This window comes from Iodobacter violaceini (assembly GCF_011601265.1).
Classification (GTDB): domain Bacteria; phylum Pseudomonadota; class Gammaproteobacteria; order Burkholderiales; family Chitinibacteraceae; genus Iodobacter; species Iodobacter violaceini.
Window position 1 is genome coordinate 429,633 of the sequence record NZ_JAAOLX010000002.1, and the last position, 22,231, is coordinate 451,863.

The 22,231-nt window shown below is 50.6% G+C and carries 19 protein-coding genes; 11 read left to right on the forward strand and 8 right to left on the reverse strand.

The window, feature by feature from the left end:
- Positions 1–29 precede the first annotated feature (29 nt).
- Positions 30–1,394 (reverse strand): ATP-binding protein, encoded by a 1,365-nt coding sequence (locus HA050_RS05615; RefSeq protein WP_166823158.1) that lies wholly within the window; start codon positions 1,392–1,394, stop codon positions 30–32.
- An 82-nt stretch (positions 1,395–1,476) separates the two neighbouring features.
- On the reverse strand, positions 1,477–2,265 hold the full coding sequence (locus tag HA050_RS05620; RefSeq protein ID WP_240928983.1) for a response regulator: 789 nt from the start codon (positions 2,263–2,265) through the stop codon (positions 1,477–1,479).
- Positions 2,266–2,353: 88 nt separating this feature from the next.
- Between HA050_RS05620 and HA050_RS05625 the strand changes: the two genes are divergently transcribed.
- From HA050_RS05625 to HA050_RS05645, 5 genes are all read left to right on the forward strand, one after another.
- A complete protein-coding gene (locus tag HA050_RS05625) occupies positions 2,354–2,728 on the forward strand; it encodes a hypothetical protein (RefSeq protein ID WP_166823161.1) in 375 nt (124 codons plus the stop codon).
- A 72-nt stretch (positions 2,729–2,800) separates the two neighbouring features.
- Positions 2,801–3,880, forward strand: a complete 1,080-nt coding sequence (locus tag HA050_RS05630) for an efflux RND transporter periplasmic adaptor subunit (RefSeq protein WP_166823164.1) — start codon at positions 2,801–2,803, stop codon at positions 3,878–3,880.
- Entirely contained in the window at positions 3,881–6,991 is a 3,111-nt protein-coding gene (locus tag HA050_RS05635; protein ID WP_166823167.1) for an efflux RND transporter permease subunit, read from the forward strand.
- Between the two features lie 49 nt (positions 6,992–7,040).
- On the forward strand, positions 7,041–7,289 hold the full coding sequence (locus HA050_RS05640; protein ID WP_166823170.1) for a hypothetical protein: 249 nt from the start codon (positions 7,041–7,043) through the stop codon (positions 7,287–7,289).
- Complete coding sequence (locus tag HA050_RS05645; protein WP_166823173.1) at positions 7,261–8,367, forward strand: TolC family protein; 1,107 nt, start codon at positions 7,261–7,263, stop codon at positions 8,365–8,367. Before HA050_RS05640 ends, HA050_RS05645 begins: the two co-directional genes overlap by 29 nt.
- A 33-nt stretch (positions 8,368–8,400) precedes the next feature.
- Here HA050_RS05645 and HA050_RS05650 read toward each other — a convergent pair whose 3' ends face one another.
- The 5 genes from HA050_RS05650 to ppsA form a co-directional block, all read right to left on the reverse strand.
- Positions 8,401–11,091 carry a response regulator gene (locus HA050_RS05650; RefSeq protein WP_166823176.1) on the reverse strand — a complete coding sequence of 897 codons (2,691 nt, stop codon included), beginning with the start codon at positions 11,089–11,091 and terminating at the stop codon, positions 8,401–8,403.
- 48 nt (positions 11,092–11,139) lie between these two features.
- Entirely contained in the window at positions 11,140–11,559 is a 420-nt protein-coding gene (locus HA050_RS05655; RefSeq protein ID WP_166823179.1) for a type 2 periplasmic-binding domain-containing protein, read from the reverse strand.
- Between the two features lie 10 nt (positions 11,560–11,569).
- Positions 11,570–12,814 (reverse strand): hypothetical protein, encoded by a 1,245-nt coding sequence (locus HA050_RS05660; protein ID WP_166823181.1) that lies wholly within the window; start codon positions 12,812–12,814, stop codon positions 11,570–11,572.
- Positions 12,815–13,026: 212 nt separating this feature from the next.
- Positions 13,027–14,232, reverse strand: coding sequence for an aspartate aminotransferase family protein (locus tag HA050_RS05665; protein WP_166823184.1), 1,206 nt, complete (start codon positions 14,230–14,232; stop codon positions 13,027–13,029).
- 164 nt (positions 14,233–14,396) lie between these two features.
- Positions 14,397–16,769: a phosphoenolpyruvate synthase gene (gene ppsA / locus HA050_RS05670; RefSeq protein ID WP_166823187.1), complete on the reverse strand. Its 2,373-nt coding sequence runs from the start codon at positions 16,767–16,769 to the stop codon at positions 14,397–14,399.
- 315 nt (positions 16,770–17,084) lie between these two features.
- Here ppsA and ppsR point away from each other — a divergent pair, with 315 nt between their 5' ends.
- From ppsR to HA050_RS05700, 6 genes are all read left to right on the forward strand, one after another.
- Positions 17,085–17,903, forward strand: coding sequence for a posphoenolpyruvate synthetase regulatory kinase/phosphorylase PpsR (gene ppsR, locus HA050_RS05675; RefSeq protein WP_099399773.1), 819 nt, complete (start codon positions 17,085–17,087; stop codon positions 17,901–17,903).
- A gap of 511 nt (positions 17,904–18,414) precedes the next feature.
- Complete coding sequence (gene minC, locus HA050_RS05680) at positions 18,415–19,128, forward strand: septum site-determining protein MinC (protein ID WP_166823190.1); 714 nt, start codon at positions 18,415–18,417, stop codon at positions 19,126–19,128.
- A 23-nt stretch (positions 19,129–19,151) separates the two neighbouring features.
- The gene (minD, locus tag HA050_RS05685) at positions 19,152–19,961 is read left to right on the forward strand and encodes a septum site-determining protein MinD (protein WP_166823192.1); all 810 of its coding nucleotides are present in this window, start codon (positions 19,152–19,154) and stop codon (positions 19,959–19,961) included.
- 3 nt (positions 19,962–19,964) lie between these two features.
- Complete coding sequence (gene minE, locus HA050_RS05690; protein ID WP_099399765.1) at positions 19,965–20,225, forward strand: cell division topological specificity factor MinE; 261 nt, start codon at positions 19,965–19,967, stop codon at positions 20,223–20,225.
- Entirely contained in the window at positions 20,197–21,114 is a 918-nt protein-coding gene (gene map, locus HA050_RS05695) for a type I methionyl aminopeptidase (RefSeq protein ID WP_277344365.1), read from the forward strand. Before minE ends, map begins: the two co-directional genes overlap by 29 nt.
- A gap of 64 nt (positions 21,115–21,178) precedes the next feature.
- Positions 21,179–21,454, forward strand: coding sequence for a hypothetical protein (locus tag HA050_RS05700; RefSeq protein WP_099399766.1), 276 nt, complete (start codon positions 21,179–21,181; stop codon positions 21,452–21,454).
- A gap of 86 nt (positions 21,455–21,540) precedes the next feature.
- On the opposite strand, the gene HA050_RS05705 is transcribed toward HA050_RS05700, so the two are convergent.
- A complete protein-coding gene (locus HA050_RS05705) occupies positions 21,541–22,125 on the reverse strand; it encodes a hypothetical protein (protein WP_166823197.1) in 585 nt (194 codons plus the stop codon).
- Between the last annotated feature and the right edge of the window lie 106 nt (positions 22,126–22,231).

Here is a 22,231-nt window from a genome sequence, read left to right on the forward strand (position 1 = left end):
AAAACAGCTTTAATAAAAACCAATCAAACTTACACAACAAATGGCAGGCGTACCATCGCCTTTAAACCACCTTCTTTCCGGTTAGTCAGCAAGATTTCCCCGCCATGGGTGCGGGCAATGGCGCGGGCGATAGCCAGGCCCAGGCCGCTGCCGCCGGTATGGCGCGATCTGGAAGTCTCCAGCCTGACATAGGGCTCAAACACCCGCTCCAGCTCGGCGTCTTCAATGCCTGCGCCCTGATCTTCTATCAAAATCTGCAGCGCGGCAGCGTCTTCCTGCACGGTAAGGGCAATCTGATTTCCCCCGTAACGGCGGGCATTATCGAGCAAATTACTCAGGCAGCGCCGCAACGCCTGGGGCCGGCCTGTGAACACCTGCCGGGCTTGGCCTCTTACGCTGATTTGTGCACCCAGCGCCTCGATGTCTTCCACAACGCCTTCAAGTAAATCCATAAAATTAAGTTTTACGCTGGCTTCTGCGCTATTGCCTGCGTGCAAAAAAGCCAGGGTATCAGCAATTAAGTTTTCCATTTCTTCTAAATCCCGCTCAATCGCCAGGTTTTGTGCGGGGTCTGCGCGCTTTTCCAGGCGCAAGCGTATGCGGGTGATGGGCAGGCGCAGATCATGCGAGATGCCTGCCAGCATTTGCGAGCGGGTACTTAAATACAATTTAATGGCGCATTGCATGCTGTTAAAGGCTCTGGCCAGATGACGCACTTCCTTGGGGCCGGTTTCGGGCAAAGGCGGCTGGTTAATATTCTGGGCAAGCCCCTCAGCCGCGGCGGAAAAAACCGAAAGCGGCTGCGTTAAGCGCCTCACCGCCCAAACAGATAACAGGGCTGCGGCCAGCGCCACTAAGGCCAGCCAGCCCACAATCCGCCATGGCTCCCGGATAAGAACATTACTCATTCGGGAAGAAGAAAACGTCACGACCGTGCCATCTTCCAGCTGCGCTTGTAAGGTGAGATTAATCAACACGCTTTCTGCAGCCTCCAGCCCGCCAGACACACTGCGCACAGATTCTGGCAAAGCACCGTAGCTCATCGAAACCACCTGCATACGCTCTTGCTTTTGCAATTGCTTTGACACCAGCTTTTCAAACTCCAGCACCTCTGCACCGGGCAGCCTTGCCTGTTGCCACGGTGTATCCAGGCTTACTTGCAAAGCCGGGCTGTTTAAGGCCCTTAGTAGCTGAGTACGAAAAGCTGCGGGAGTTTCGCCCAGCACATTAATCGAGCTGGCAATATGCTCTGCCACATATTCAACCCGCAATACGCGGGCCAGCCGGGCTCTGTCATTGATCACCAGCCAGACACCGGCCGCATTGGCTGTAAACAAGCCTGCCAGCATGACCAGCAAGATTTGCCCGAGTAAGGTTTTAGGCCAGTAACGCATAAATTGATTTACCTTTTAAGGGCGGATTCGGCCAGCGCCCGGCAGTGTCCAGGGGCTTAATTGAAGACACATATGCCGGCAACTACCTGGCCTCTACCTTGCAAACCAGCATATAGCCGCTGCTTCTGATGGTTTTGATCAATACTTGTTCACGGGCTTCATCGCCCAAGCGGCGGCGTAAACGCCCGATCATCACATCAATAGTGCGGTCAAACGGTGCCGCATCCTTGCCATTAATGGCATCCATCAGCTGATCTCTGGATAAAACACGGTTAGCGTTTTCAGCCAAGGCTTGCAGCAGGCGAAACTCGCCAGCAGATAATGAAGTCACCACGCCGTCGGCCCCCAGTAAATATTGCGCGGCCAAATCCAGCTCCCAGCCTGCAAAGCACAGGCGTGTGGCTTTGCTGCCCGTGGTGTGATCTGCGGCCCTGCGCAAAATACTTTTAATTCTGGCCAGCAGCTCTCTGGGATTAAAAGGCTTGGGCAAATAATCATCCGCGCCCATTTCAAGGCCAATAATCCGGTCCAGCTCATCGCCTCTGGCCGTCAGCATCAGCACGGGCAAATTAGAGCTGGCCCGCAAATTACGGCACAGCGTTAAGCCATCTTCACCTGGCAGCATTAAATCCAGAATCAGCAGGTCAAACTGCCCCTGCTCCATGGCCCGGTGCATGGCCATGCCATCGCCCACCGCTGTCACGGTGTAACCCTGCTCACCAAGGTAATCACTTAATAAAGCGCGTAAAACAGCGTCATCATCCACGAGGAGTATTAGCGCACCCATGCTCTGCCCATCCATTTTGTTTGTTACAGAATACCCCGCGCCCGCGCCGCTTACGACCATAAAGAGGCGCTGTTTACATTGCATTTACAAAATGCCTGTTTTCACCATCAAACGGTTTACATCCGGCCTGTTAAATAGCCCCTGTCAACCCGGCACTAAAAGGAAGTAAATCATGAAAAAGGCAGCCACACTGGCCCTGATAATCAGCGCAGCACTTAGCCTTCCTACATTAAGCCTTGCCGCTGCAACCCCTTTTGCTGAAGGCAGCCGCCCGGCGATGGATGACAATTCAACACTCGCTCCGGCATCCGCATCACAGAAAAAGATAAGGCCTTTCTCCCAGCGCAGCCGCCCTGCAATGAATCAATCTATTGCTGCACCCGCTGCGACCAATACGCAAGCACGCATCACCCCTTTTTCGCAGCGCGAACGCCCGGCCATGAATAATCAAAGCCAAAAAACTAAAAAGCCCCAGGTCACTGCATCCAACGATCAGGATTCCAGCAACTGGCATCCGGGCCGCCTTAAACACACGGTCTACCGCTAAAGCCTGTACCCCTGATTGCTTTAACTTAAGCCCCGGTTCGCGGGGTTTTTTATTTAATGGAAGAGCGCCAAGATGCAAATAAAATGGCTTTCCCTTTGTGCAGTGTCGCTGCTTGCCGCCTGCCAGGCTCCGCCCGCCGAAACCCGGGCCGCCCCCGTTGAAGTAAGTCAACTCGTCATTAAGCCTCATGATATTGCCCTGCAAAGCGAATTTACAGGCGAAACAGCAGGTGTTCGTGATGTTGAAGTACGCGCCCGGGTGGCGGGTATTTTATTAAAGCGTACCTATGCAGAAGGCCAGCCTGTCAGACAGGGGCAAGTGCTGTTTGAGATTGATCCTGAGCCTTACAAAGCCGCATTAAATCAGGCCAAAGGGGAGCTGGCACGGCAAGTGGCTATTTTTAATAAAACCCGCACCGATCAGGAACGCATCGCACCGCTGTTTAAAGAAAACGCCGTATCAAAAAAAGACTACGACGACAGCATCAGCGCTTTTGAAGCCGCGAAAGCCAGCGTAGAAGCGGCCCAGGCGCAGGTGCGTACCGCGCAGCTCAACTTAAGCTACACCAAAGTCACCGCGCCGATCTCCGGCATCAGCAGCAAGGAGGTGCAATCAGAAGGCAGCTTAATTAATAACAACAGCACGCTGCCGCTGACCACCATCTCGCAAATGTCACCGCTGTACGCCAACTTTTCGGTTTCCGAACAGGATTACCAGCACTTCAGCCCCGGCAAATCACTGCAGGCCGCGCTCAGGCTGGCCAATGGCGCAACGTACCCTATTCAGGGTACGGTAAATTTCCACGATAACCGCATTGATAACAACACCGGCACCATCAATATGCGGGCGCAATTTGATAACCCCAAAGGGGATTTGCTGCCGGGCCAGTTTGTACGCGTGCTGGTTAATCAGGGTATCCGCCAGCAGGCGATCACCATTCCGGAGCGCGCCATTGTGCAGCTGCAGGCCGAAAAACGCGTGCTGCTGCTCAGTGACAAAAACATTGTTGAATCACGCAAAGTAGAGCTGGGAGAAAGTATAGGGCACGAAGTCATTGTGCAATCCGGCCTGAAAGCGGGCGATCGCATTATTGTCGATGGCTTGGTTAAAGCGCACCCCGGCCAGCCAGTCACCATCAGAAAGGAGGGCTGAATGTTTTCTAAATTTTTTATCCACCGGCCCATTTTTGCCACGGTGATTTCAATTGTCATTGTGCTGGCGGGCTTAGCCGCCATGTTTACGCTGCCCATTCAGCAATACCCCAATATTGTGCCTGCTGTAGTTTCGGTGAGCGCCAACTACCCCGGCGCCACCGCTGAAACCATTGCGCAAACCGTGGCGTCCCCCCTGGAGCAGCAGATTAATGGCGTGGACCATATGCTCTATCTGCAATCCAAATCTGCAGCAAACGGGCAAATGAGCATGAACGTCTATTTTGCTGCAGGCACAGACCCGGATCAGGCAACGATTGACGTAAACAACCGCGTACAGGCGGCACTGGCCAAAATGCCGGATGAAGTCAAACGCCAAGGCGTATCAGTCAGAAAGAAATCCACCGAAGTATTGTCTGTGATTTCCTTAGGCTCGCCGACCGGCCAGTATGATCGCAACTTTATTGCCAACTACGCCCTGCTCAATATTCTGGACGATTTAAAACGCATACCTGGCGTGGGAGACGCCAGCATGATGGGCGGCACCGATTACGCCATGCGGATCTGGCTGAAGCCCGATCGCTTAGCCCAGCTGAAGCTCACCCCTGCCGATGTCGTTAAAGCCGTGCAGGAGCAAAACTCGCAATTTGCCGCAGGCAAGCTGGGGTCCGAGCCAGACAATGATCCGGTTGATTTCACCTATACCATTAACGCCAGGGGCCGCCTGGCAGACCCCAAAGAATTTGAAGCGATTATTGTGAAATCCATGCCCGATGGCGCAAAAATCAGGCTTAAAGACGTGGCCCGGGTAGAAATGGGCGGCAATGATTACGATATTTCCAGTATGCGTAATGGCAAGCCCTCGGTAGGGCTGGTCACTTACGCCCAGCCCGGCGCCAATGCGCTGGATGTATCCAAAGCCATTGCAGCCAAAATGCAGGAATTATCCACGCGGTTTCCGCAGGGCATGGATTTCACCATTCCCTTTGACACCACTCAATTTGTAAAAGCATCGATTGAAGAAGTCGTAGTCACCCTGCTCGAAGCGATGGTATTGGTGTTTTGTGTGGTGTATTTATTCCTGCAAAATTTCCGCGCCACGCTGATCCCCTGCATTGCCGTGCCGGTATCCCTGCTGGGCACTTTTGCGGGCTTGGCGATGTTTGGGTTTTCTATCAATCTGCTCACACTGTTTGGCATGGTGCTGGCCATCGGCATTGTAGTGGACGACGCCATTGTGGTGCTTGAAAACGTCGAGCGGATTATGCGTGAAACAGGCTGCTCAGCCAAAGAGGCCTCAATCCTGGCCATGCAGGAAGTATCCGGCCCGGTGGTGGCGATTGTGCTGGTGCTGTGCGCGGTGTTCCTGCCTGTAGCCTTTATGAGCGGCATGACGGGCGTGATGTATCAGCAGTTTGCCATCACGATTTCTATCTCGGTGATTATCTCCGGCATTGTGGCGCTGACCTTATCCCCTGCCCTGTGTGCGCTGTTACTCAAACCTGGCCACCACGAACCGGCACGTTTTTTTGCATGGTTCAACCGTTCTTTTGAAAGGATCACAGGCGGCTATATTGCAGGGGTTAAGTTTCTGAACCGCCGCGCAGGTGTGGCCTTTGTACTGTTTGCAGGGATTTTAGCCAGCACTGCAGCGCTGTATATCATGGTGCCCGGCTCCTTAGTGCCCGGCGAAGATCAAGGCTCGATGTTTGTCAGTGTGGCCCTGCCCGACGCCGCATCGCTGGCCCGTACCCGTCAGGTGAGCGCCGAATCAGATGCGGCGCTCAGCAAGCTTGCCGAAGTAGCAAATGTCACCACTTTTACCGGCTTTGATATTTTATCCGGCTCTAAGCTCACCAACTACGCAACCAGCTTTGTGACGCTCAGGCCCTGGGACGAACGCAAGGCGCCGGGGCAGGATTCATTTTCGCTGGCAGAAAAAGTAATGCATCAGGCCCGCACCATTCAGAATGGCCTGATCGCCGCCTTCACCCCGCCGCCGATTATGGGCATGTCGACCACCGGCGGCTTAGAAGGCTATCTGCAAGACCGTAATGGTGCAGGCGCTCAGGCGCTCAGTACGGCGGCACAAAAGCTGATTGAGGCTGCAAAAAAACGCCCGGAATTTGCCAAAATCACCACCACCTTCCGCGCCGGTGTGCCGCAATATTTTGTTGACCTGGATCGCGAAAAAGCCAAGGCGCTGGGCGTAAATATCAATGATGTATTCAGCACCATGCAAGCCACCCTGGGCCAGCTTTATATCAACGATTTCAACCGCTTTGGCCGTACTTACAAGGTGCAGCTGCAATCTGAAGCCCAATATCGCAAACGCCCCAAAGATCTGGCGAATATTTTTGTGCGCTCTGCCAAGGGCGACATGATTCCGCTCACCAGCCTCGTCACCATTAAAGACACCAGCGGGCCGGAGCTGGTAGAACGCTTTAATATTTTTGGCGCGGCCAAAATCATGATTCAGCCTGCAGCAGGGGTTAGCTCGGGAGAAGCCATCAAGGCCATGGAAAGCGTTACCGCCGCCGCACTCAGCAGCGATTACACCTTAGACTGGACAGGCAGCGCCTATCAGGAGAAAGAAGCCAGCGGCACAGCAGGCATTGCCTTTTTACTGGGTATTGTGATGGTGTTTTTAATTCTGGCCGCGCAATACGAAAGGTGGAGTTTGCCATTTGCCGTCATCACCGCCGTACCATTCGCGCTCTTTGGTGCACTGCTGGCAGCGTATCTGCGGGATATGAATAACGATGTGTATTTTCAGATCGGCATGGTGACGCTGATCGGTCTGGCCGCTAAAAACGCCATTCTGATTGTGGAGTTTGCCGTGATGAAATTCAAAGAAGGCATGAGTTTATCTGATGCGGCCATCGAGGCAGCAAGGTTGCGCTTCAGGCCTATTGTGATGACTTCGCTGGCCTTTATTTTAGGCTGCGTGCCGCTGATTACCTCCAGCGGCGCAGGGGCAAACAGCCGTCATTCGCTGGGCACACCGGTCATTGGCGGCATGCTGGCCGCTACCTTTATTGCCATTTTCTTTATTCCGCTGTTTTTCCGCCTGATTATGAGCTTCAGGAAAAACCAGTCCACAGGCCAATAAGCCCGCGCGCCTGCTGGCAACGGCAGGCGCACACTTTGAGATCTTCACGATGAAACCCTCTCTGATTGCCAGCCTGCTGGCCCTGCTTTGCACCGCATGCGCCATCAGTACTGTACAAACCCTGCCCAAGCTTGATCTGCCCCGGACGCAAAACCCGCTTTCTCTGGCAGATCCTGGCGAAGCCAGCTTTAACGACCCGGTGCTAAATGCGCTGATCAGCCAGGCTTTGCAGCACAATGCCAGCCTGGCCATCGCTGTAGCGAATATGGATGAAGTCTGCGCAATGGCCAGGCCTTGATTTACAAGCCGGTACGCAGCGTCAGCGCGATGATGTGCCCGCCCGGATTCATCTGGCTGGTGCAGCAAGCTGGGAGCTGGATTTATGGGGCCGGCTGGCCAATGAAACCGAGGCGGCAAGGCAACTGTTTTTATCCAGCCAGGCCGCACATACCGGCCTGCAGCTGGCGCTTACAGCAGACGTAGCCCAAAACTATATTAATTTGCGCGCCTCAGATGCGCAGCTGATCGTGGCAAAGCAAACCGCAGAAGCCCGCCAAAAAGCATTTACCCTGCAAACAACACGCTTTAAGGGCGGGCTGATCAGCGAGCTGGAAGAGCGTCAGGCAGAAAGTGATCTGGCCGCCGCACAAGCCATTGTGCCCCAGTACCAAAGCCAGATTGCCCAATTAGAAAGCGCCCTCTCAGTGCTGTGTGGCCTTTCCCCCAGAGCACTGATTGAAGCGGGTATTCCACGCGGCAAAAGCATCAGCGAAATCAACAGCAGCAGCTCCGGCGCAGCGGGCATTCCATCAGACCTCTTGCTGCGCCGGCCCGATATTGCCCAGGCAGAAGCCACGCTGCGTGCCAGCCATGCAGAAGTAGCCGCTGCCCGCGCGGCATGGTTTCCCCGTATTTCTTTATCCGGTCTGCTGGGTGTGGCCAGCCATCCTTTAACTGATTTATTTACAGCAGGCAGCAAAGCATGGCAATTTGCGGGCAATCTTTCCATGCCCCTCTTTGACGGAGGCCTCAGCGCAGCGCAAATTGATCAGGCCAGGGCAAAAGATAAAGCGACCGCAGCAGGCTACCAGCTTACCGTTCAAAATGCCTTTGCCGACACACTGGCCGCACTGAAAAGCCGTCAGTACAGCCAGGAAAAAACCCATGGGCAGCAGCGTCAGATTAAGGCTCTAGAGCGCCAGCTTAAACTCGCCATCATGCGTTACGACAATGGCTACAGCGATTATCTGACGGTGCTTGACAGTGAAAGAAACTTATTTAATGGCAGGCTGGAGCTGATTGCCGCAAAACGGGATCAGCTTCTGGCGCAAGTCGCCCTGTATAAGGCTTTGGGAGGAAAAAGCACCCCGCAATAAAACGCCCAAAATAAAGCCGGCTTAATACCGGCTTTATGAATGACCCTGAATGTATTTCACAGGCAGCCATTTTTCTATTTCTAATTGCAGCGCATCAATACTGATGGGCTTAGACAAAAAGCCATTCATGCCTGCATCAAGGCAACGCCGCATATCTTCTTTAAAGGCATTCGCGGTCAGGGCCAGAATGATTATATTTTTTTTATCATTTTCTAAATTGCGGATTGTGCGTGTTGCCTCAAAGCCATCCATTTCCGGCATCTGGCAATCCATCAGCACCAGATCATAATTTTGCTGCTCAACGGCTTTTACCGCAGCCACACCATCGCCCACCACATCAACCCGAAAACCCATTTTCTCCAGCATTAACACGGCAATTTTCTGATTTAATAAATTATCTTCTGCCAGTAATAAATAGGGCTTAATCACCGCCCTTTGCTCTTCAATCACGCCCAGAGTAAGTAATTCACGCTCTGGTGGCTTCACCACAGACAAACTAAAAACCACTTCAAGGCAACCGTATAATTGGGATGTACGAATTGGCTTACTTAAAAACGCGGTGAATCCTGCCTCCTGTGCCATACCCGTTTGCCCCACGCCACCAATCGAGCTTAATAACACCAGCGGCATATCGGCATGGGCAGGCATTGCATTAATGGATTTAGCCAGTGAAAAGCCATCCATATAGGGCATATGGCCATCCAGAAAGGCCACGCTGAAATCATTGCCTTCATTAAGCCTGAGTAAAGCCGCCACAGCCGAGCCAAATGCTTCAGTTTCTAAACCCATAGATTGCAATTGCAGCGAGAGTAATTCCCGGTTTGCCGCTAAATCATCCACAATTAAAACCCGTTTACCTTTTATGCTTAATGGCAAAGAAGGCGGCAATACATTAACTTTGGCGCGGTTTAAAATAATTTCAAACCAGAAGGTAGCGCCTTTATTGGGCTCGCTGATCACATCTATTGTTCCGCCCATCGCTTCAGCAAGGCGTTTGCAGATAGAAAGCCCCAGCCCGGTACCGCCAAAACGGCGCGTCGTTGAGGCATCGGCCTGAGAAAAAGGCTGAAATAAAATCGCTCTTATTTCCGGATCAATCCCAATGCCATGATCTTCTACTTCTATATGCAATTGATATTGATCGTGATATACAGCCTGCGCCCTGACCCGGATTAATACAGGGCCGGCAGAGCTGAATTTAATCGCATTATTAAGCAAGTTCAAAACGATCTGCCTGAGCCGTACCGGATCACCATTCAGCCGCCATGGAACCGAAGGATCAACCAGACCAACTAATTCCAGTCTTTTTTCAACCGCTTTAGCTGCAACCAGCTCCAGAGATTCTTCAACAGAGCGGCGCAAATCAAAATCAATATATTCCAGCTCTAATTTGCCCGCTTCAATTTTAGAGAAATCCAGCAAATCATTAATTTGTGATAATAAGGCATCGCCGCCGGTATTAATTGATTCTAAAAAATCCCTTTGCTGCGGGGTCAGCCCGGTATCCAGCAGTAAGGCAGAAAACCCCAGAATAGCATTCAGGGGGGTGCGTATTTCATGGCTCATATTGGCCAGAAAGTCACTTTTTGTCTGATTTGCCCTGTCTGCTGCCAGCTTTGCTTCTCTTAATGTTGTGGCCAGTTGACGGGTTGATTCTTCTACCCTTTTCCGGTCAGAGATATCATTTAATAAACCCTGCAGCATATCTTCTTCAATAGGGTTGAGTACAAGGCTCAGCCATTTATTTTCTTTCTCTTCAATAAAAGACACAAAGATATCTTCGCTAACCCCTCTGTTTTCTCTCAAAGATAATTCAATCAGCTCGCAGCATTTAGCCGAAGCTTCTCCCATATATTCCTGCAGCATTCTGACGGGGGAATGGGCCAGAGAGGGCTCTTTCAGCCCAAGCACACGGGCAAAGGCCCGATTATAAGAATATAAACGGCCAAAGCGATCTACCACAAAAATACCTGTTTCAGCATTTTCAAAAATCGCCCTGAATTTCTTTTCTTCAATTCCCCGCTGAATTCTCAAATTGCGCTCATCATCTAAAATCATCACAAGGCGGTTTAATAACGCATTAACGTCATCAACCAGCCGGCCAATTTCATCATGCTGATGGCCCGCAGGAATATTTAATTTTGCGCCTAATTCAGCGGATAAATGATGCAAACGATCAGAGATATTTTTAATTGGGCGGGTAATCAGTTTAAGAACAATCAGCACCACCGCGCAGGCAACAACAAAGGCCTGCATCAGCAATAAATAAACCACCAGCAGGGAGCGCTCGGCCACGCTTTGCTGAATCACATCCGGATTTAAATCCAGCATGATTTTACAAACAACTTCCTGGGAGTTAAATGGCGATGTGACTTGCCGTACTATTTGCCCGTCACCCAGTAATTGTAAACCTTCTTTAACCTCGCCCACCTGGGCCAGAATATGACTGTCATTCTGAATCATCACCTGACTGATAAAATGATTTTTAAGCAGGCCCCGCCCGACTTCTGCGGCCAGATTTTTATCATTTAAAAAACAGGCTATTTTTACGGTGTCTTCTACAGTACTGAGTAATTCATTCATGCGTATATGGTGCTGGGCACGTTCTTTTTTTGCCATTACCACATAAGTCATACCTGAGAAAACAGCACCGGCAAGTAAGGCGATACAAAGCACAATCGCTGCGCTGCGAAAAACCAGGCTGGTACTAAATACATTCAGCATACCAATCGCTTTGCGAGATTTGCAAAAAACAAAGGCATATCGCTTTCATCACCGGTTAAAATCAAAAACAACTTTCACTTTGTCGGTGACCTTACTCTTATCGCAATAGGCTATATAATTAATATTACTTGCCACCATTTGAATCACTGCATCACTGTTCTCTATGGGCAAGGGCGGGGCAATCTGCCCTGAAAACTTAAGCCGGGCCCAATAAGAATCGACCTCGGCTAATTCCTTATTTAATAGACCACGATAAAACTGCTCTCTTCCTGATACAGGGTGCAATACATCCAGAGGCATTGCGCTTTGCCCGGATGGAAATTTACGATAGCGGCCCATAAAGATATTAATAACTTCTGCTTTGCTCAATTGTGTAACGCCGCTATTCGGATGCACAATCACCACCCAATCGCCACCCCACGCTATATTTGCAAATAAAAGGCTGATAAAGAAAAAGAGGATTCTCATCAAGATCACCTTAGAAGATAAAATCTAAGGTCAAGCTGTAAATGGTTGCGCGCCCATCCCAGGCAGGCTGTTTATTAGCCCACTGAAATGAATCCCGGCCATCAACCTGGTCAACTTGAAATTTAAGATCTAAATTGCGCATTACATCGTAACGCACACCGAGAGAATAGGTAGACTGATCACTTAAAGGATAAGGCTGAATCAGCCTTGATAAACCATTAACCTGAGCAAATGCAGGTATATCTGGTAAACCCAGATCGTGTTTAATGATCTTAGGTTTGACGATAGAATAAGAAGCATATGGGGTAAACGGGCCGACGCGATAAGCAAGCATTAAATATCCGGCATCGTTATCCGGATAAGAAATGGTGGTAGCTAATAATCTGCGCAGCATCAGCTGTATTTGCAAAGGGCCATTGTCATAAACCATCCCGGCTGAAATAAATTCAACCGTTTTTCCTTTAATCATGGCATCGTCTGCAAATTGCGCAGGGCCAGGGAAAGACTGAAGCTGAGGCGAGCGCAATACATTCAGCAGGAGATCTAAATCTGGTAATTCGTTTTCCAGCGTTAATCGGGCATAGCCCACCCGGAATTGCCAGTTCTGTAATTGATAATCCAAATAGCCACCCCAGAGCGGAGAGCCATTTAAATCCAGTGAATTATCTGAACCCTGAACGGGAAGTTTTTCGCGGGCATAGCCCATGGCTAATTCAAGCCGCGCAATGCCCTCTCCGATGGGATGTTTTAAAACAAAATCCACACCATCCAGATAGCTGATAGGCAAGCCACCGTAATAATCCACCGGCGGGCGAACCGGCAAATAGGAATAGCCCACATTTCTGGAATCAGCCTGCATATACACATCAAAACCCAGGCGCCCGGCACGCGCTTGCACACTGTCATTTGGCGTGTATTTAACGAATCCCCAATTTAATTCAGGAGTATAGCTATTGTCATAGCGCCGATGGCTGAGAAGCTGAGCCGAGGCGGATATTTCAGAATTAATTTTTGCATCCAGCTGCAGGCCTATTAAGGAATCCACGCCAAAATCAAGCTGCCGTGTATAGCCTGCACCTTCCCTTTGAGATAAATCCCGTAAAAAATCGGCCTGATCGGTGCTGTTATAAACTGCACCCAAGGTGGCAAAGCCACTAAGCGAAAACAGATCTTGCTCAGCGTATTCCTCTGCCCGCCCCAAGCCGGGTAGCAGCATCAATAACATCAAAGGGTATCGAATCAAGTCTCTGAACATCTTCCTTTCCCGGCTACTGCTTCACCCAACTTTATACTGACACCTCCTTGAAGATAGCTAAGAAGCGCATAACATCAAGCTCTGGCTGCTTAATATGTTTTTTATAACAAGAAAACAATTAAAACTTTCCAAAAACTTTCAACAACAGGAAACAATGAAAGTTACAGGCAAAAAAAAACGCCTCAGGTGAGGCGTTTTAATTAATCCCATTTTTACGCAGCAACAAAAGCCGCCACAGCACGCTCAAAGCGTTGCATTCCCTCGCTGATATCCGCCTCTGTGATGACTAAAGAAGGCGCAAAGCGGATCACATTCGGGCCTGCCATTAAAATCATCAGGCCTTCTTTAACCGCCAGATTTAATAAATCTTTGGCCTTACCAGCAAAAGCAGGCTTCAGCTCTGCACCAATCAGCAGGCCCATGCCGCGTACTTCATCAAATACCGGATATTGCGCGTTGATTTTGGCAATGCCCGCCACAAACAACTCGCGCCTGGCTTTAACGCCTTCCAGCACGGCCGGTGTATTCACCACGTCCAGCAGGGCATTGCCCACTGCACAAGCCAGAGGATTACCGCCGTAGGTGGTGCCATGCGTACCCACAGCCAGATGTTTGGCGATGTCGGTAGTGGTAAGCATGCAGCCCAGTGGAAAACCACCGCCAATGCCCTTGGCACTGGTCAGAATATCCGGCACCACGCCGTATTCCTGGTAAGCATAAAGGCTGCCGGTACGGCCAGCGCCGCTTTGCACTTCATCAAAAATCAGAAATGCATGGTGCTTATCACACAGGGCACGCACGCCAGCAATAAACCCGGCCGTCGCAGGTACCACACCGCCCTCGCCCTGAATGGGCTCGATAATCACGCAGGCGGTTTCGTCATCAATCAGCGCTTCTAAAGCGGCCAGATTATTGTATTCAAAGTATTCAATACCGGCGGGCTTTGGGCCAAAACCATCGGAATACTTAGGCTGGCCGCCCACGCAAACGGTAAAAAAAGTACGGCCATGGAATGAATTCAGCGCTGACAATACTTTGTGCTTTTTATCACCAAAACGCTCAATTGCGGCGCGGCGGGCTAATTTAAGCGCGGCTTCATTGGCCTCTGCACCCGAGTTACAAAAGAACACGCGATCAGCAAAAGTGGCATCAACCAATTTTTGGGCCAGATCAAGCGCAGGCTCATTGGTAAAGGCGTTTGAGAGATGCCAGAGCTTGCTGCCCTGCTCGTTCAGCGCAGCCACCAGCGCCGGGTGACAGTGGCCGAGAGCATTCACAGCAATCCCGCCGGTTAAATCCACATACTCGCGATCAGCCTGATCCCAAACCCGGCTGCCCGCACCTCGCACCGGTACAAAGGCTGCAGGGGCGTAATTAGGGACCATATACTGGTCAAAATCGGCACGGGTGTGGGACATTCTTAACTCCTAATTTTAAATATAAAAACGGCGGGTCCGATTTTGTATCGTAACCCGCCGCTGCTATTTAATTCAATACCAAGGCCCATTAATTGCTGAGCAAAATCACAACCTTGCACTTGGTTTCTTTTTAAAAGAAACGCTAAGTTTATTAAATCAGAGACTTACTTTGCTGCAAGGCCCGCTAAATACAACCAGGTTTCTACCACGGTATCCGGGTTCAGAGAGATGGTTTCAATCCCTTCTTCTACCAGCCACTGTGCAAAATCGGCATGATCAGACGGGCCCTGGCCACAAATCCCCACGTATTTATTGGCTTTGCGGCAGGCTTTAATCGCCATCGACAGCATGGCTTTCACCGCATCATCGCGCTCATCAAACGAGGTAGAAACCGGGCCGCCTGAATCGCGGTCAATCCCCAGCGTCAGCTGAGTCATATCGTTAGAGCCAATCGAGAAGCCATCAAAGAAGTTGAGGAATTTATCTGCCAGCACCGCATTAGCAGGAATCTCGCACATCATGATCACACGCAAGCCGTTTTCGCCACGCTTCAGACCATTACGCTCCAGCAATTCGATCACGCATTCGGCTTCTTTCAGGGTGCGGACAAAGGGAATCATGACTTCCACATTGGTCAGCCCCATCACATCGCGCACTTTTTTCACTGCGCGGCATTCCAGCTCGAAGCAATCACGGAAGCTTTTGTCGACATAACGTGCTGCACCGCGAAAACCAATCATCGGGTTTTCTTCGTGCGGCTCGTATTCGGTGCCACCAATCAAATTAGCGTATTCGTTGGACTTAAAGTCAGATAAACGCACAATAACTTTCTTCGGTGAGTAAGCAGCAGCAAGGGTGGAAATCCCTTCAGCAAGCTTATCAACATAGAAATCAACCGCCGTGCGATAACCCGCAATACGTTCTTCAACCTGCGCTTTCAGCTCCGGCTGCAAGTGCGGATAAGCCAGCAATGCTTTCGGATGCACGCCGATCATACGGTTGATGATAAATTCCAGGCGCGCAAGGCCAACGCCTTCGTTAGGCAACTGGCAAAATTCAAACGCCAGCTCCGGGTTACCCACATTCATCATAATTTTGACGGGTGAAACAGGCATATGGCTGAGCGACGTATCCATGCGCTCAAACTTCAGAATACCCTCGTAAACATTGCCGGTATCACCTTCGGCACATGATACGGTCACCAGATCGCCTTCTTTTAAGACACGGGTTGCATCACCGCAACCTACCACCGCCGGAATACCCAACTCACGGGCAATAATTGCAGCATGACAAGTACGGCCACCACGGTTGGTTACAATGGCCGAAGCACGTTTCATTACCGGCTCCCAATCGGGATCGGTCATATCAGAAACCAGCACATCGCCCGCTTCAACCCGATCCATTTCAGACACATCACGGATCACGCGCACACGGCCCTGGCCAATTTTTTGCCCTACGGAGCGCCCTTCAGCCAGCACCTTGCCGCTTTCCAGCATGCGGAATTTAGTCAGCTTTTCGGCATTGCTTTCTTGTGATTTCACAGTTTCCGGGCGTGCTTGCAGAATGTAGAGCTTGCCATCAATCCCATCGCGGCCCCATTCCACATCCATGGCACGGCCATAGTGTTCTTCAATGGTCAGGGCGTAGCCTGCCAATTCTTCTACTTCTGCATCGCTGATCGAAAACTTACGACGCTCGGCCGGGTCAACATCAACGGTTTTAACTGATTTACCTGCAACCGCTTCAAGATCGAATTCCATCTTAATGGCTTTACCGCCCAGATGGCGGCGCACAATCGCCGGGCGGCCAGCGCGCAGCGTTGGCTTATGCACGTAAAACTCATCAGGATTAACCGCACCCTGCACTACGGTTTCGCCAAGACCATAAGAGGCCGTTACAAACACTACCTGATCGAAACCGGTTTCTGTATCAATAGTGAACAACACACCGGCTGCGCCCACATCCGAGCGAACCATGCGCTGAATACCCGCAGACAAGGCGACCAGTTTATGATCAAAGCCTTTGTGTACGCGGTAGGAAATAGCACGGTCGTTATACAGCGACGCAAACACTTCTTTCATCGCCACTAAGACATTTTCAAAGCCACGGATATTTAAGAAAGTTTCCTGCTGACCGGCAAATGACGCATCAGGCAAATCTTCAGCGGTAGCAGAAGATCGCACCGCAACAGTTACATCGTCGCCAAGCAGTTTATAATGCTCACGAATCTCGGCTTCTAGTTGTTCCGGGAAAGGGGTTTCCAGAATCCATGTACGGATTTGCTTACCTACAGAGGCAAGCGCACGGACATCATCCACATCCAGGGTATTCATGATCGCATCGATACGATCCGCAAGACCCTGGTGGGCCAGAAATTGCCGGTATGCTGCAGCGGTGGTCGCAAAACCACCGGGTACTCGAACGCCTTTTTCTGTAAGCTGAGAGATCATCTCACCGAGCGAGGCGTTTTTGCCGCCTACTTGTTCTACATCGTGCATGCGCAGATGAGCGAAATCGATCACATAGCGTTCGGACATGGTGCGGGCCTTATTGAAATGTTGCGTTGCGATAAACTGTGTGCATTTTAGGCTGAGAGCGCCCGGAGAAAACTCAGGATAAACCATTACAGGAAAATCCATTACTTGCAGACGGGCGGAATTATTCCCTGCCTGTGCAAAACACTTGCCTTACGACAGTTTTCTTGCATTTTTAGACGAAAAGCTTACTATCGGGATAAAAAGTGCGCGAAACATCGCAAAATTAAGCTTTTTCATCACAAAACATGCTTTTATGGACAGCCTGCCGAAAGCCAAACGGTAAGCTATTTATGCTTAAATATTTGGAGATTTACGATGCGTCGAACGGCTTTCTTTGTCTCCGACCGAACTGGTATTACTGCCGAAATGCTCGGCCACTCGCTGCTTACGCAATTTGAAGATGTAACTTTCCATCGCGTCACCCTTCCCTATGTGGACACCCCGGCCAAAGCCATGGAAGTCGCACTGGAAATCCGCAAGCATTCGGTGATTGATGGCTGCAGACCGCTGGTTTTCAGCACGGTAGTTGATCCAGTAATCCGCAAGCTGACCCATGTTCCTGAAGCACTGGTGATCGATTTCTTCGAAATGTTTATCGGCCCCTTAGAGGCCGAGCTTGGCCAGGATTCATCGCATACCGTCGGTAAATCGCATGCGATTGTTAATTTTGAAGAATACAAGAACCGAATCGACGCCGTTAATTTCACGCTCAACCACGACGATGGCGTGATGCCCAGAGATTTATCCGAGGCTGATTTAATTCTGGTTGGCGTTTCCAGATCAGGAAAAACACCAACCTGCCTCTATCTTGCACTGCAATTTGGGATTAAAGCCGCCAACTACCCGCTCACCCCGGAAGATTTTGGCAACCATACCATGCCAAAATTACTGCTCCCCTACAGAAATAAACTTTTTGGCTTAACCATTGAGCCTGAGCGCCTTGGCGAAATCCGCGAAGAACGAAAACCCGCCAGCAAATATTCATCAGTTGAAAACTGCCGGTTTGAAATTGCCGAAGCCGAAGCGCTGATGCGCCATGTGGGCGTACCCTATCTCAATACCACCAGAATGTCGATTGAAGAGCTGGCCACCACCATTATGCACAGAACGGGCCTTGTAAGACGCACGTATTAAAAGAGGCGGCAGCGGGCCTTGCCCCATGTGCGCTAACCAAAGTCAAAAGACCTTTTTTATTAGTGCCTTCGGCACGTTGATTTAGGTTCGGGCGTCCCGCTGGACCTTCCTTTCTTGCGCGACCAAGAAACGAAGCCAAGCCACAACCTCAAAGCACGAAATCCCCTCGCTGCGGACAGCGGCGTTGTGTCAACTCGCTTCGCTCAAACACGAATTGACGACACCCCCGCCCCGCTTGTTCCTCGTTCGGCGTGTTTTCAGGGAAGAGAAAAGCCCTATGCTGAGAGCGTGGTTATTGCATTTTTTTCTGTTTGTTAATAAAAAATAACTTGGTTAGCGCGTATGAGGACTTGCCCGCTGCATAAAATTTCGCAAACTGTGGATATGAAGCATCAGCCCCGGCCCCGTATATCATTCATTTGCGCTTACGCCATAACACAGCTTCCTTGACGTAGCGCTACACGGTAAACTCTCACACTTCACCGATCAAACGCTTACCTGGCTTACGCGCATGACAAATCCTGCTACTGACTTAGACAGCATTTTTGAATTTAAAAGCAGCAGCATTAAACTACTGTCTTTCGTCCCGGCCACACTTGACCCCGCAAAATTAGAAGCCGCTTTGTTTGAAAAACTGGGCGGACGCGAGCATTTCTTAGCGGGCGAACAACTGATTATTGATTTCACCAGCCTGCCCGAGCTGCCTTCCGCACTTGAAATAGGCACACTGGTACGGCTTCTGCAGCAATTCAGCCTGCTGCCTGTTGCCGTGCATGGTGGCAACAGTGATCAAAAGCTAGCCGCATCGGCCGCAGGATTGGTTGTTTTACAAGACGATTCGCTCTCTGCTCCCCTGCCCGCAGCCAATAAAGCGACGCCACCTCCACCGGCACTTGTTATTACCCGCCCGGTACGAACCGGGCAGCAGGTTTATGCCAAGGGTGGTGATTTAATTGTGCTGGCACTGGTGTCCGCAGGGGCCGAGGTCATTGCAGATGGCAACATTCACGTCTATGCACCTCTGCGCGGCCGTGCACTGGCGGGTGCAAAAGGCGATAATCAGGCCAGAATTTTCACCACCTGCATGGAAGCAGAGCTGGTTTCGATTGCCGGCATTTACCGCTCATTGCAAGAAGACCTGCCTGATTCGATCAGAACCAAACCGGCACAAATTTATCTCGATCAGGAAAAAATCGTGATCGAAGCTTTAAGCGAAACTAATTAAATAAAAAATTCAGGGGATTTACAGTGGCAAAAATCATCGTTATCACATCCGGCAAGGGGGGCGTGGGCAAAACCACTACCAGCGCGAGCTTCGCTTCCGGCCTGGCTTTACGCGGATTTAAAACCGCCGTCATTGATTTTGATGTGGGCCTGCGCAATCTCGATTTAATCATGGGCTGCGAACGCCGTGTTGTTTACGATTTTGTAAACGTCATTAAAGGTGAAGCCACGCTGAATCAGGCGCTGATTAAAGACAAAAATTGTGACAACCTTTACATCCTGCCTGCATCGCAAACCCGCGATAAAGACGAACTATCCAAAGAAGGCGTAGAGAAAGTTCTGAAAGAACTTGAGCAATCAGGCTTTGATTATATTATTTGCGACAGCCCTGCCGGCATCGAAACCGGCGCATTTATGGCGCTGTATTTTGCCGAAGAAGCCATTGTAGTCACCAACCCGGAAGTCTCTTCCGTACGCGACTCCGACCGTATCATTGGCATTTTGGATGCTAAATCCAAACGAGCCGAAGACGGTGGCACCGTAAAAACACACCTGCTGATTACCCGCTATAGTCCGAAGCGCGTTGATTCCGGCGAAATGTTATCGCTGGATGATGTACAACATCTGCTTCGTATTAAATTAATTGGTGTAATTCCAGAATCCGAAAGCGTCTTGCAAGCGTCTAACTCGGGCAGCCCGGCCATTCACCTGACAGGCAGCGATGTTTCTGAGGCTTACAAAGATGTGGTCGCCCGTTTCCTGGGTGAAGAGCGTCCATTGCGTTTTATCGAAACACCCAAGGCACCGTTCTGGAAACGGCTATTCGGGGGTTAATGCATGTCTATTCTTAGCTATTTCTTTGGTGAAAAGAAAAAAACGGCGTCGGTTGCCCGCGAGCGCCTGCAAATCATTCTGGCGCATGAAAGAAACGGTAGAAATACCCCGGATTACCTGCCCCAATTGCAAAAAGAGCTGATTGCCGTCATCTCTAAATACGTGGCAATCAATCCGGAAGACATCATTGTGCAGCTTGATCGCAAAGATGACTTTGAAGTATTAGAAGTAAACATTGTGCTGCCAGAAGCCAATAAGCGCTAAGGCACAAGAATTACTATCATTAAAGAGCACCCCGAAGAGAGGCCGGCACTGCCAGCACTCTCTTCGCTATTTTGAGGCCTACATCATGAGCATTGTTATTAAAAACGCCGACGACATCGCCAAGATGCGCGTTGCTGGCAAATTAGCCAGCGAAGTACTGGATTACATTACCCCATTTGTAAAAGTTGGCGTCACCACAGCTGAAATCGACCGGCTTTGCCACGAATATATGCGCGATGTGCAGGGCACCATTCCTGCACCGCTCAACTACTGCCCGCCTGGCTACACACCTTATCCTAAAGCGATCTGCACTTCGGTTAATCAGGTAGTTTGCCACGGTATTCCTGCTGATAAGCCACTCAAAAACGGCGATTGCGTGAATCTGGATATCACCGTAATCAAAGATGGCTACCACGGCGATAACAGCCGTATGTATCTGGTGGGCGATGTTTCTGCTCCTGCACGCCGCCTTGCTAAAGTCACTTATAACGCCATGTGGATCGGGATTGATCAGGTTAAGCCGGGCGCACGCTTTGGCGATATTGGTGCGGCCATCCAGAAATACGCCGAAGGCGCAGGTTACTCTGTGGTTCGTGAATTCTGCGGCCACGGCATTGGCACAAAATTTCACGAAGATCCGCAAGTTTTACACTATGGCAAAGCAGGCACCGGCCCGGAAATGAAGGCAGGGATGATCTTTACCATTGAGCCCATGATTAATGCGGGTAAGCGCGACATCAAAGGCATGAGCGATGGCTGGACCATTGTAACCAAAGACCGCAGCCTGTCCGCGCAATGGGAACACACCATTTTAGTCACCGAAACCGGTTATGAAATTCTGACCCAGTCGGAAGGCACGCCTGCCCGTCCGGACAGCTACGCCATCTGAAAAATGCAGGGCAGGCACATCTTTTATGCCTGCCCGCATCACGATTAAACTCAGGAACAAAACCGTGCTTCTTCTTACTTCACCCTGGCTGATTGGCCTGCTTGTGATTGTGTTTTCTATTGGCGTGGCACTGTGTTTTGTGGGCCTGATGGTGTCTTTAATGACCGCATTGGGGCATAAAAACTGGCTGTGGGCTGCAGGCATGCTGGCTGTTTTTCCGCTGGCGGCCGTTTATTGCCTGCGCCGCTGGCAAATTGCAGCATGGCCGGGAAAAATGCTTTTATCCGGCATGGGCCTGCTGGTTTTGCCTGTCAGCTATTTTTTAATCATGATTAAATAGTCTCTGCCCGCCAAACAAAGATAATGCCAGACACAGGGGCCAATCACTTGTTCCCCGTCTGGCATACTCAGCGCCTTTAACGCTCATCAGTAAGTGTAAGTATCGCAGTTTCCTTCATCGTCACAATAGACGCCCATGGCAGGCTGCACTTCTGAATCAAACCCACCCATTACCCCTGCGGAGCTGGTTGGCAACATCAGTGCGCCCAGCGCTGAAAGCTGATTTACCGCAGCAATGCATGCGCTCTGATTCACTGTTGGCTGATCGCAGCCCCTCTCCTTCAGTGCAATTGCAACCGAAGCCTGCTTACGCGAGGCCTCAATTGCGTGCTCCTTGCGCCGCTGATTATCTTCTTTTTTATATTGCCTTAATGCACTGGCCATGGCTGATTCTTTAAAAGCCCGCTTTTTCTCAGCACGCTTTGCTTTTGCATCCGGCAAAACATTCGCATCAGGGGCAACACTTAATTGCCTGAATAAACGCCGGTCAATCACCAGCGGCGCACTGTGCGCTGCGCTGGCAGCATGAAACAAAGGCTTCGCCAGAACGCGTTCTGCCTGGGCAGATGCAAGCGCCACCTTATTGCCCGCAGCAAACGCATGAATGTTAAAAAACAGCAGCAAAATGCCAGCCCAAACACCGGTCAGATTATTCAGTTTCAACTCAATCAAAAAAAAGCCCTCTCAGAATCAATAAGAAATGTGTGTCAGCAGCTCAGCACAGAGGCATTGCGTCATGCTTTTATACCCTGCTGTTTCTATTATGCCACCCATCTCC